This window comes from Tateyamaria algicola (genome assembly GCF_047715485.1).
Classification (GTDB): domain Bacteria; phylum Pseudomonadota; class Alphaproteobacteria; order Rhodobacterales; family Rhodobacteraceae; genus Tateyamaria.
In genome coordinates this window covers 317,391-329,707 of sequence record NZ_CP180422.1, presented here as the reverse complement: position 1 = coordinate 329,707, position 12,317 = coordinate 317,391, and the positions used below count along the sequence as shown (strand labels likewise).

Here is a 12,317-nt window from a genome sequence, read left to right as displayed (position 1 = left end):
GCAAGCGCAACGAAACCGGGCTGTGCCGGTTGTGGGAAAGGTCTGCTATGTCCAAATGGGCAGCATTGGGGGCGTCGAACGGTGCAATGGTCGCTGGCGCGGCTGTTGTGGCGGTGGTTGCCGTGGGGGCCGGGCTTTACCTGAATTCACGCGATGCCGAGGTTGTACCGGTGGCTGAACCCGTTGTTCAGGCCGCTGAAGTGCCCGTGGCAGAAACACCCGCGACACCCGAGGCAGATGTGCAGGCGGCGGTCGAACCAGAACGCCCCTCGATTGACGAGGTGCGGGTTGAACCGGATGGCTTGACCATCATCGCAGGGCGGGCATCTCCTGGCAGCGAGGTGTCGGTGCTGCTGGACGGGGCCAAGAACACTTCGGTCACCACGGATTCCGGCGGCAGTTTTGCCGCGATCACGATCCTGCCGCCAAGCGCAAAGGCGCAGGTGTTGACCATCGTGCAGCGGGTCGGTGTCGAGGAACTCGCCTCGATCGACGAAGTGATCCTGGCACCACAAGCCCAGCCCAAGCCGGTTGAAACTGCAAAGGCGGAAGCGCCAGACGTGGTCGAGACCGAGGCGCCCGAGGTCGTTGCGGCTGTGCCTGAAACGGTTGTGGAGGAAGCAGAGGTGCCAACCTCTGATGCCGCGGAACAGGTGGACGCGCCTCAAACCGCCGCGCTGCCTGAAGCCGAAGACACGGCGGAACCGGATGTGGCGCAAACCGCCCCGGCCCCGGCATCCGCGCCTACCGCGCCAGAAGTCGAAACCGACCCGGCACCGGTTGTCGCGGACACGCAAGTGGACAGCCCGGACCCTGTGGCGACAGAGGCACCCGCCGCCGTTCCTCAAGCGGAAGACACAGAGGTTGCGACCGCCACGCCCACCGATACAGAAACGGTTGAGCCTGCGCCCGAGGTCACGGCCTCGACCGACGTGCCGGATATTCCGGCCCCCGTTACGGTCCTGAAATCGACACCGGACGGGGTCGAAGTGCTAAGCGCCACGCCGCCCGCCGCGCTGGACAACATCGAACTCGACACTATCAGCTATTCGCAAACCGGCGACGTGCAACTGGCCGGGCGCGCGCAGGAAGAGGCGGAGGTTGTGCGCGTCTATGTCGACAATCGGCCCGTTGCAGATCTGAACGTGGGCACCGACGGCAAGTGGCGCGGTGATCTGCCCCAGATCGATACCGGCGTCTACACGCTGCGCGTGGACGAGTTGAACCAGGACGGTGAAGTCACAAGCCGCGTGGAAACACCGTTCCGGCGGGAAGATCCTGTCGTTCTGGCCCAGATTGATGACGCCAGCGCGCCAGCCACCCAGATCACCGTCCAGACAGGCAACACCCTGTGGGGCATCGCACGCGACCGCTACGGCGAGGGCCGCCTGTTCGTGCAGGTGTTCGAGGCCAACCGTGACCGTATTCGCGATGCGGACCTGATCTTTCCCGGCCAGGTCTTTGCATTGCCGCAGTAGGGTCTGTGCGCCCTGTAGCACTGGCAAGTCATCCCAAGCTGAACTATGTAACAGCGTCTGAACGACAGGACGTTTTCCATGCCCGCTGACACGACGGCATCGGCAGCTTCGGCTGACCCGGTTTCTTCTCAACCCGACCCGGATGAGGCACCGCACAATGCGGACCGCAAGTCGGGCCTGCGTACCATCCGCAAGGTGGCGCCGTACCTGTGGCCTGCCGACAAACCCTGGGTGAAAAAGCGGGTTGTGCTGGCCATGCTGGCGCTGATCTTGTCCAAACTGGTGTCGGTCTATACGCCCATCATCTACCGCGACGCGGTGGATGCGCTGGCGGGGGACGGCGTGTCTGCACTTGCCCTTGGTGCGATTGGCCTGACGGTCGCCTACGGCTTTGCGCGGTTGATGAATGTCGGCTTTCAGCAGTTGCGCGACGCGATCTTTGCCCGCGTTGCGCAACGGGCGCTGCGTATGCTGGCGCTCGAGACGTTCGAGCACATTCACCGCCTGTCGATGCGCTATCACATCACACGCAAGACCGGGGGCCTGTCCCGCATCATCGAGCGGGGGGTCAAGGGCGTCGAATTCCTGCTGCGGTTCCTGCTGTTTTCGATTGGCCCGCTGATCCTGGAACTGTTGCTGATCGGGATCGTGCTGACGGTGCTGTTTGACGCGTGGTATCTGCTGATCGTCGCGGTCACCATCGCGCTTTATGTCTGGTTCACCTTCGCGGTCACCGAATGGCGCGTCAAACTGCGCCGCATCATGAACGATCAGGATACGGACGCGAACCAGAAGGCCATCGACAGCCTGCTCAATTTCGAAACGGTCAAGTATTTCGGGGCCGAGAACCGCGAGGCGATGCGCTATGACAGCGCGATGGAGCGTTACGAGGCCGCCGCGCTCAAGACTAGCTATTCGCTGGCATTTCTGAACTTTGGCCAGTCGCTGATCATCACGGCTGGCCTTGTCGGGGTGATGGTGTTGGCCGCTGTTGGCGTGCAGAACGGCGATCTGACCGTGGGCGATTTCGTCATGGTCAATGCCTACATGATCCAGATCACCATGCCGCTCAATTTCCTCGGCACGGTGTACCGCGAGATCCGGCAGGCGCTGGTGGATATGGGCGAAATGTTCGATCTGCTCGAACAGCCTGCCGAAGTGGTGGATGCGCCCGATGCACGCCCGTTGGCTGTGACGGGTGGGCGGATCGAGCTGGATGATGTGCACTTTGGCTATGATCCCGCGCGCCCCATCCTCAAGGGGGTGTCGGTGGTGGCCGAGCCGGGCCAGCAAGTCGCGATCGTGGGCTCCACCGGGTCGGGGAAGTCGACGATCGGGCGTCTGCTGTTCCGCTTTTACGATGTCGGGTCGGGCGCGTTGCGCATCGACGGGCAGGACGTGCGGGACGTGACGCAGGACAGCCTGCATGCCGCCATCGGCGTCGTGCCGCAGGACACCGTGCTGTTCAACGACACCATCCGCTACAACATCGCCTATGGACGCGATGACGCAACCAAGGAAGACATCGAGGCCGCCGCGCGCGCTGCGCAGATCCACGATTTCATCGAGGCGTTGCCGCAAGGCTATGACACGGCCGTGGGCGAGCGTGGTCTGAAACTGTCAGGCGGAGAAAAGCAGCGCGTCGGCATTGCCCGCACCTTGCTCAAGAACCCGCCCATCCTGTTGCTGGACGAGGCGACCAGTGCGCTCGACACCGAGACAGAGCAGGACATCAAGGAAGCGCTGCACGCAGCGGGGCAGGGCCGTACCGTGCTGACCATCGCGCACCGCCTGAGCACGATTGCCGAAGCGGACCGGATTGTCGTGCTGGAACAGGGTGTGATCGTGGAAACGGGCACGCACGAGGCCCTGCTGGCTGCCGACGGGCGCTATGCGCAACTCTGGCAACGCCAGCAGGCGGACGAGACCTAGTACGGTGTCGTCTGCGGTTTAGCCCGCACGGCAGGCGTTCCGGTTCCGCAGTTGTGACCGGAAGGGCAGTCGCTCAAGGCTCAAAGGTCCGGTATGCGGTACGAAACCGACGGTCATGTCAGTTGTACGCATGTCGGCTTTTCGGCATAAGGCGGCAAGATACCCTTCCAGGATTTCCAAGGATAACATTGGAGACTATTGATGCGCTGTATCCTACATGTCGGCCCCGCAAAAACCGGGACGAGTTCGATACAACGCTTTCTGCGCGCAAACCGTGAAACCATGAGAGCCTGCGGAATTCTGGTTCCGCCGACCCGGGTTGCCCGTGCAGATGAATTTTACATTGCTATCCTGCAGAAATACCGGCCCAACAGAATTCTCGCCGGGTGGGGGATATTCTCGCAGAACGATCTGGAAGATGCCCAACCAAAGATCGTCAGACAATTGGAAACCTGGTTGTCCGAGGATCGTTGTGACACCGTTGTGGTTTCTCATGAGGGTCTGGGAGGACTGTCAAAAAACGAACTTGTCCGGCTTCGCCATATCGTCGAGAGATCCTGTGAGGCGATCACTGTTGTCACCGCTCTACGCAGGCAGGATCTGCTACTGAACAGCGTATACAAGAACGCTGTCAGGAATAGCGGGAAAACCGAAAAAGGCATGCAAAAAGGGGTGGGCCCGAACCATGCGGACAAGCTGGATGCCCTGTCTTCCGTGTTTGGAAAAGGCAACGTTCATCCTTTCTTGCTTCCAGATAGTGCCCCTCAGCCGGGTGATCTCATTTCCGACTTTCTTGACGCCAGTGATCTTCCTTTGGACGGCTGGGCTGTACCGGAAAGGAAGATTGCAAACGAGACATGGGATGCGCGCTCGCTCGAGATATTGAGGCAGGTGAACGCGCTTCTACCGCCCCTCGACAAGGGCCGGGTGCGCAAAGAACGGATTTGCATCGAGAATGCCATCCTGGCCGCATTTCCTGAAAAGGAGTATGCGTTCCACATCGGGCTTGAACGCGCGAAAGAGATTATTTCCGCACATGAGGAAAGCAATCGCAGAGTTGCGCAGCAGTGGTTCGGTCGTGATCAATTGTTCAGCCAGGACATGTCGATTTATGACAGCCCGATTAAAGACGTCGAGGCCGAGGATTTCATCAAGGTCATCGTTTGTCTTGCGCAGGCAAATGTTGAGTCGTGTGGTGACTCCAACACCTGATCCCGCTTTCGCGGCAGATCCTGCAAGGCCGCCGCTGGGCTCCGCCCTGCCATGAGACACATGCGCTCCGCACGCAGTCTCCCCACCCGATAAGTGTCGTGTATATGCGAAAAAGGCCGGGCCCGTTTCCGGGCGCCGGCCTTGTTTCTTTCTGACACATTGCGCCTCGTGGCTACTCGGCAGCCTTGAGCGTTGGGGACGGGAAGGGCAGTTCGGACTGCCGGGTGTCGGCGACAGGCTCGTCGTCGAAATCCCATACAAGTTCCTGGGCCTGCATCTTTCCGGTCTGACGTGCCAGCGACCAGTCGCGTGCAGCAGCGCTTGCGCGGCCCAGCGACAGCTTGGCCAGCAACTGGCTGAACCACATCGCATAGGTCACGATCCACACCCGCATGGCCAGCAGGGACGGGGTCACCATCAGTGTCAGCACGGTCGCGATGCCGAGGCCGAACACAACGGCCGTCGCCAGCTGTTTCCACCACAAGGCGGTGGGGCTGTTGACGGTATAGCCACCATCCCCAAAGTCGAGGCTCAGCCCGAACATCATGGGCGCAAGACCTGCCATCGTGGTGATGGTGGTCAACAGAACCGGGCGGATCCGGTCCTGTGCGGTGCGAATGATCGCCTCGATCCGGGGCATGTATTTCTCATACTCCTGATAGGTGTCGATCAGCACGATGTTGTTGTTCACCACGATTCCGGCGAGGGCGACGATGCCCGTGCCTGTCATGATGATCGAGAACGCCTGATCCATCACCAGCATCCCGATCAGAACGCCGGTGGTGGACAGCACCACGGCACCCAGCACCAGCAGCGCATTGTAGACGCTGTTGAACTGGGCGAGCAGGATGATGAACATCAGCCCCAAGGCCCCCAGGAAGGCCTGCCCGAGGAAGGCACCGGATTCGGCCTGATCCTCCTGATCGCCTGTCCACTCGAACTCGAGCCCAACCGCAAAGGGGTCGGTTTCGAGCCATTTGGTCAATTCGGCGATGCGTTCGTTTGCGTTCACGGGCAGCATGCGCAGATCGCCGGCATCAAGCGCGGCTTGCAGGTCCACGCCTTGCCCGCTCTCTTCCAGCGCAAGCACGTCATATGTCACCCCGTCGGCCGAGGTGATGGCGCCGCTGGCGGACGGGCGCAATGTGGCTGCGATCACTTCAACCTGTTCGCCGTCGACCTCGGTGGTCGTGGCCAGTTTTTGCAGGCCTCCGATCACGTCGGCCTTCACGTCGAAATAGCGGTTCTGATCAACGCGGTTGATCTGCGCCAATTCGGCCACGGGCGTGCGGGTGATGAAGTTGGCAAGGGGCACCAGACCGTCAGCCGTGCGCACCTTGAGCGTGTCGAGTGTCGACAGCACGCGGTCTTCTTCGGGCAGGCGCACGCGGATCTCGATCTCTTCATCCGAGGTGTCCACACGCATCGTGTCCAGCAGCAGGCCGCGCGTGACCAGTTGCACCATGGCTCCGACCGTCGCCACATCCGCGCCGTAGCGTCCGGCCTTGGCCACATCCACGTCGATCTGCCAGTCGATGCCGGGCAGGGGGCGCGTGTCCTCGATCTTGATCAGACCGGGGGTGGCATTGAACTCTTGGCGCGCCAGCGAGGTGGCGTCGAGCAGATCCTGCCAGTTGTCGCCCTTGATGCGCAGGTGGACCGGTTTGGCCGAGGCTGGGCCTTGGGCCAGCGGCAGCACTTCGGTCTGGACCCCGGGGATCAGGGACAGGTCGGCCGTCAATTCGTCAATGACCGTATCGCCGTCGAAATCCTCGGCTTTGACCTCGCGCATCACCGTGTAGTTCACGAAAGGAACTGTGAACCAGGCTTCGGTCGAGATCCGGGCGTTCCTCCCATGGAATGGTCTCGAGCTGGATCTGCCCGATGGAATCCTTGGGCGCGCCCGCGCCTCCGGTATTGGCATTCAGCCCGCCATTGCCGGCAAAGGCAAAGGCGCTGCGGATGCCGGGATGCGCGTTGACCACAGCCTCGGCCTGGCGCAGCAATCCGTCCTTTTCATCAAGGCTGAGGTTGCCGCGGGCCAGCACGTAGACGATGGCCTGCTCTGTCTCGGTCTCGACAAAGAACTCGACGCCCTTGTTGTTGTTGATGAAGTAGATCAGCGTGGTGCCGACAAAGACAAAGACGGCCCCGACCATGACCAGTGGCATGAACGGGTTGCCCACGATCCCCTTGATCACGTAGCCAAAGCCCGAGCGCTGGTAACCGGATTTCACCCGACGGTTCGAGGTGCCGAATACCTTGCGCTGCGCCCACATGCCGACCCAGCCCATCCGCAGGAAGAAGGCGAAGATGGCCAGCACCACGGTCATGAGGCCTGTAAGCGCAAGACCGACAAGCGCCGTCATCGCCAGACCGTTTAGGAAGACGCTGAAGAATGTCGGGACAACCGAACCAAACGTGTTCTGCTGATCCATCGCGGCAAAGGCCAGTGTGATGTTGCCCAGCAGGGGCTGCATCGCGGCCAGACCCGCCATGAGGGCCACACCCAGCGGGAACACCAGGAGATGCGCGAGGAAGGGCAGGCTGGCGATGCGCGTGCACTGTTTGCTGAGCCAGCTTGTGATGCGCCCCAGCACCCCGCCCATGACGGGCAGATAGATCAGGGCGACGATCAGCGAGGCGGAAAGAACAAAGATCAGCGTGACCGGCAGCATGCCCATGAATTGCCCCGGAACACCGGGCCAGAACAGCATGGGCAGGAACGCACACAAGGTCGTCGCGGTGGAAGAGACCACAGGCCAGAACATCCGCTTGGCCGCATCCACATAGGATTGCATCGGTCCGGCGCCTTCCTGCTGGCGCTTGTCCGCATATTCGACAACCACGATGGCCCCGTCGACCAGCATGCCGACCGACAGGATCAGGCCGAACATCACGATGTTGGAAATCGAAATGCCCATGATCGCCAGCAGCACAAAGCACAACAGGAACGAGGTGGGGATGGCAAAGCCGACAAGGATCGACGCCCGCGGCCCGAGGAAGGCCAGGGAGACGATCATGACCAGCGAAATGGCCGTCAGAACGGACCCTTCCAGCTGTCCGACCATCGAGGCCACCTCGCGGCTCTGATCGTTTGAGGTGCCCACCTCGACTGCCGCCTTGAGGCCGTCAGGCCATTCGCCCGCCTTTTCCGCCACCAGCTCTTTGACGGCTGTGGCCGTGTCGATCAGGTTGAACCCTTTGCGCTTGACCACTTGCAGGGCGACGGTGTCTTCGGCGTTGAACCGGGCGGTGGACTCGCGGTCTTCGAATGTCAGGTTGATCTGGGCCAGATCGCCCAGTGTGACGACGCGGTCGCCATTGGTCTTGACCGGCAGGTTGTAGACGTCGGACGGCTCGTCGAAGGACGAGGGGATCTTGACTGCAAATGTACCTTGGGCGGTCTCGACCTCGCCTGCGGCAATCAACTGGTTGTTGTTCTGGACAACGTTCAGCAATTCGCTTGCGGTGACGTTGTAGGCCTCAAGCCGCAAGGGGTCGATCACCACCTCGAGCATCTCGTCCCGGCTGCCCACGATGCTGGCTTCTAGCACCGAATCCATGGCTTCGATGTCGTCCTGCAAGTCCTTGGCGACACGGGTGATCGTCCGTTCGGGCACCGGCCCGGACAGGTTCACGATAACGATCGGGAATTCGGAAAAGTTGAATTCGTCCAGCGTGTATTGCTCGTACCCGTCGGGGAATTCGGATTCCGCGCTGTCCATCGCGTCGCGCACATCCGCCATGACTTGAGTCTTGTCCCAACCGAACTCGAATTCCAGAACGACGTTGGCATAGCCCTCTGCCGCGGTGGAGGTCATGCGATCCAGACCGTCCAGATCGGCCAGTTCCGTCTCCATCGGTTTGATCAACAGCGTCTCGCTGTCGGCGGCCGAAATGCCGGAGAAGGGAACAGAGATCACGAGGGTTGGGATTTCGATATCCGGCTCGCCCTCCTTGGGCAGGCTGACATAGGCCACCGTGCCCACTGTCAGGGACAGCAGGATAAAGGCCAGCACCATCCGCGCGCGGGACGCGGCCCAGTCGACAACACCTGTCATTGGGTTTGCTCCTGATAGGTCGGCGCGACTTTGACGCCTGCGGTAACGAATTCCTGGCCCACCACGATAACGTTGACCTCGTCCGGCAGGTCCGTCAGCCAGATGCCTTGCGTTGTGTCGCGCATCACCGTGACGGGGGCAAATTCCACGATCCCCTCATCCGTCACCGTGCGCAGACCCATCCGACCCTCTTCGTTCAGCGTCAGGGCCGATTGCGGCAGCAGGTGCGCCTTGGCCCCGGCAGAGGAGATGGCGATTTCGGCTGTCTGGCCGTCGCGGATGTCCAGATCTGGATTGGGCACCTCGATTTCAACGCGGAAGGTGCGGGTGGTCATGTCGGCCGAGCGGCTGAGAAACTGCACTTCGCCCGACACCTGCTGCCCGCCCGCAGCCAGGCGCGCCCGCGCAATGGCGCCCAGCTTGACGCGGTTCACTTCGGTCTCGGGAACAAAGGCGACCAGTTTGATCGGGTCAAGCTGGATGATCGTGGCACAGAGCGATCCGGGCTGAAGCAGGCTGCCCAACTCGGCCGTGTCGCTTTCAAGAATACCGGCAAAGGGCGCGCGGATCTCCAAACGCTCCAGCTCTTTCTCGGCGGTGGCGATTGCGGCCGTCGCGCTTTCGATCCGTGCATCGGCGGCTTGCAGACCGGCAATGGCGCCCGACACGTTGGCGCGCGCGGCTTCCAGCGATGCTTCGGAGCTTGCAACAGCGGCTTCGGTGTTCTTGACCCGGGTTTCCGCAGCAAATCCGCCCTCGCTCAGGCGGCGGGCGGCATTCTGATTGACCAGTGCCTCTTCGATCATGGCCTGGGCTTCGGCGACGCGGGCCTGGGCCTCGGGCACCCGGCTCTCAGCCTCGGTCTTGCCCGCGATGGCCTCGGCCAGGGCGGCGCGTGCTTCGGCCAAGGCGGATTCGCGTGTGCCGGGGTCAAGCTGGCAGAGCAACTGGCCTTCTTCGATGAAAGCGCCCTTGCGCAGGGGCGGGGAAATGACGGTCGAGGTTGTCTCGGCCCGCGCTTCGACCTGGCGCACTGCTTCGGTCTGGCCGCGCAGGATAACGGCGCTGTCGATTTCACGCGCAACTGACTTGCGCGCCACGACCTTGATCAGCCCTTGGGCGTCGGGCTCTGCCTCTTCCTCGGCGACAGCGTCTTGGGCTTCACTGGCTTCGGGGGCGGCCTCCTCGGTGGCGGGAGGGGCTATCATGCCTGCAAAGAATTCCTCGGCGCGGTCGCGCTGCAGAATCCAGAATGACAATCCAGCGGCCACGCCGATGGCCAAAATCAATGACACAAATCGCATTTGCGTTCTTCCCCGATAGTATAAGACCCAGCGCGCTGCCGCGCTTAGCGCTCGATATAGGAGGTCTTACGTCTAAACTAACCAGTTCAGATTACTTTTTTTGACAGTAAATCGCAATGACGTGTAATTGCCGCAGGTGGACCAGCTGTTTGTCGCTCTTGGCTTGGGCGATTGGGCAGGATAAGAGAAGCGCGATAACAAGGGTGAGGCGGTGACAATCCGCCGCAAAATCAGGGGAGCGCAGGCGTGAGCGACACCGACAGCTTTATCGAGGAAGTCACGGATGAAGTGCGCCGCGATCGCCTTTATGGCTACCTCAAGCGCTATGGCTGGATTGCGGCCCTGGTCATCGTGGCCATCGTCGGCACGGCGGGCTATTTCGAGTACAGCCGCGCACAGGAAGAAGCCAAGGCGCAAGCGTTGGGTGATGCGATGCTGGCGGCCCTGTCCGCAGATGAACAGGAGGCCCGCGCAGAGGCCCTGAGCGGTGTAACTGCAGAGACGCCGCAGGGTGCAGCCGTGTTGGCCTTCATGACCGCCGGTGCGCAGGCTGATGCGGGCGATGCCGCAGCGGCGGCGGCGACCCTCGACACCGTTACCAACAATGGCGATGTGCCGCTGATCTATCGCCAGGTTGCGACGTTCAAATCGCTCATGCTGCAGGCCGACAATGTCGATGCCGAGGCGCGCCGCGCCGGGTTTGAGTCCTTGGCCGTGCCCGGCGTGCGCCTGCGGCTGCTGGCCGAAGAACAACTGGCCCTGATCGACATCGAAAGCGGTGATACGGACGCGGCGATTGCCCGGTTCCAGATGATCATGGACGACGCCGAATCCACCCCGGGCTTGCAACGCCGTGCCCTACAGGCGATGGTGGCCCTGGGCGGCGCGCCAGAGGCCACAGAGACCGCCAATGAATGAGGGCTCGAACATGACGGACACCCGCACCCGCAGCGTTTTTGGCATGTGCGTCCTGTCGGTCGTCTTGCTGGCTGGATGTTCCGAACGTGACGTGATCCTGCCGGGCAAACGCGAACCTGTGAGCGCGGTCCTGACCCGCAACATCCAGTCCGAAGAGGCCGCCGCGGAGGCGGTGTCGGAGGCAGCCCGCGCGATACAACTGCCCGCCCAGACAGCGAACGCCAACGCGCCGCAAGGCAACGGGACCCCGGATTTCCGCACCGATCACCCCCAACTCGGCACCGCGCTGACACAGGTCTTTGCCGTTAATATCGGCGCAGGCGACAGCCGCAAGCACCGGATCGTGGCCGACCCGGTCGTGTCAGGCGGGCGGGTCTTCACTCTGGATTCAGAAACGCTGGTCACGGCCGTGTCGACATCCGGCGCGGTTCAGTGGCAGCGCGATGTGCTGCCGGACGGTGCCGAGTCCGGTGATGCCACCGGCGGCGGGCTCGCCGCGGATGGCGATGTGCTCTATGTCTCGACCGGCTTTGGCGCGCTTACTGCACTCGAGGCGTCAACTGGACGGACCATCTGGACGCAGGACCTCGAGGCGACGGGCTCAGGGCGTCCCTCCGTCTTTGGTGATCTGGTCTATGTGATGGCGGGCGACGATACGGGCTGGGCCATCGACAAGGACACAGGCCGCGTGGCATGGCGCGTGACCGGATCGCTGAGCCGCACCAACGTGCTGGGCGCACCGGCCCCCATCGTAACCGACGGGCTGACCGTATTCTCCTTTGGTTCTGGCGAGATGCAGGCGGTGTTCCGGCAGGGCGGTTTGCGCCGCTGGGACGCCTCTGTGCTGGGCGAACGCAAGGGCCGGGCGCTGTCCAAGATCGATGACGTCACGGGCCGCCCCATCGCGGCAAATGGCGTGGTCTATGCGGGCAACCAGTCCGGGCGCACCGTTGCTGTCTCGGGCGGCAGCGGCGTGCGTATCTGGACGGCAGAAGAAGGGGCCATCGACACGGTCCTGCCTGTCGCGGACAGCGTGTTCCTGGTCACGGACCGCAATGAATTGGTCCGGCTGAGCGATGAGGACGGCAGTCGCATCTGGGGCACCGCCTTGCCGAATTTCGTCAAGGATCGCCCGCGCCGCCGCTCGGAAGTGTTTGCGCATCATGGTCCCATCCTGGCCGGTGGTCGTCTGCATGTTGCCTCGTCCGACGGGTTTCTGCGCAGCTTTGATCCCGCAACGGGCGGTCTGACCGCCACGACCGAGATCCCGAATGGCGCCTCGACAGCACCCGTTGTGGCAGGCCAAACGCTCTATGTCGTGTCGCGCAAGGGGCAGTTACTGGCCTACCGCTGACAAAGGCGCGGCTTTTAGGTCCTTTTCGCGGGCGCGCATATGGTCTATGTGCCCC

At 62.3% G+C, this 12,317-nt stretch carries 8 protein-coding genes; 5 read left to right on the top strand and 3 right to left on the bottom strand.

From position 1 onward, the window contains the following. Positions 1-47 precede the first annotated feature (47 nt). From ACMHLQ_RS03945 to ACMHLQ_RS03935, 3 genes are all read left to right on the top strand, one after another. Positions 48-1,478: a peptigoglycan-binding protein LysM gene (locus ACMHLQ_RS03945; protein WP_415403466.1), complete on the top strand. Its 1,431-nt coding sequence runs from the start codon at positions 48-50 to the stop codon at positions 1,476-1,478. Between the two features lie 78 nt (positions 1,479-1,556). Beyond that, the gene (locus ACMHLQ_RS03940; RefSeq protein WP_415403464.1) at positions 1,557-3,410 is read left to right on the top strand and encodes an ABCB family ABC transporter ATP-binding protein/permease; all 1,854 of its coding nucleotides are present in this window, start codon (positions 1,557-1,559) and stop codon (positions 3,408-3,410) included. Positions 3,411-3,611: 201 nt separating this feature from the next. Next, a complete protein-coding gene (locus tag ACMHLQ_RS03935; RefSeq protein ID WP_415403463.1) occupies positions 3,612-4,622 on the top strand; it encodes a hypothetical protein in 1,011 nt (336 codons plus the stop codon). 172 nt (positions 4,623-4,794) lie between these two features. On the opposite strand, the gene ACMHLQ_RS03930 is transcribed toward ACMHLQ_RS03935, so the two are convergent. The 3 genes from ACMHLQ_RS03930 to ACMHLQ_RS03920 are packed head-to-tail and all read right to left on the bottom strand — an operon-like array spanning position 4,795 to position 9,990. Next, the gene (locus ACMHLQ_RS03930; RefSeq protein ID WP_415403462.1) at positions 4,795-6,429 is read right to left on the bottom strand and encodes an efflux RND transporter permease subunit; all 1,635 of its coding nucleotides are present in this window, start codon (positions 6,427-6,429) and stop codon (positions 4,795-4,797) included. Next, positions 6,368-8,686: an efflux RND transporter permease subunit gene (locus ACMHLQ_RS03925; protein WP_415403461.1), complete on the bottom strand. Its 2,319-nt coding sequence runs from the start codon at positions 8,684-8,686 to the stop codon at positions 6,368-6,370. Before ACMHLQ_RS03925 ends, ACMHLQ_RS03930 begins: the two co-directional genes overlap by 62 nt. Further along, positions 8,683-9,990: an efflux RND transporter periplasmic adaptor subunit gene (locus ACMHLQ_RS03920; RefSeq protein ID WP_415403460.1), complete on the bottom strand. Its 1,308-nt coding sequence runs from the start codon at positions 9,988-9,990 to the stop codon at positions 8,683-8,685. Before ACMHLQ_RS03920 ends, ACMHLQ_RS03925 begins: the two co-directional genes overlap by 4 nt. Positions 9,991-10,236: 246 nt before the next feature. Between ACMHLQ_RS03920 and ACMHLQ_RS03915 the strand changes: the two genes are divergently transcribed. Continuing rightward, the gene (locus tag ACMHLQ_RS03915; RefSeq protein WP_415403459.1) at positions 10,237-10,908 is read left to right on the top strand and encodes a tetratricopeptide repeat protein; all 672 of its coding nucleotides are present in this window, start codon (positions 10,237-10,239) and stop codon (positions 10,906-10,908) included. A 10-nt stretch (positions 10,909-10,918) separates the two neighbouring features. Then, positions 10,919-12,262, top strand: a complete 1,344-nt coding sequence (locus ACMHLQ_RS03910) for a PQQ-binding-like beta-propeller repeat protein (RefSeq protein ID WP_415403458.1) — start codon at positions 10,919-10,921, stop codon at positions 12,260-12,262. Positions 12,263-12,317: the final 55 nt, after the last annotated feature.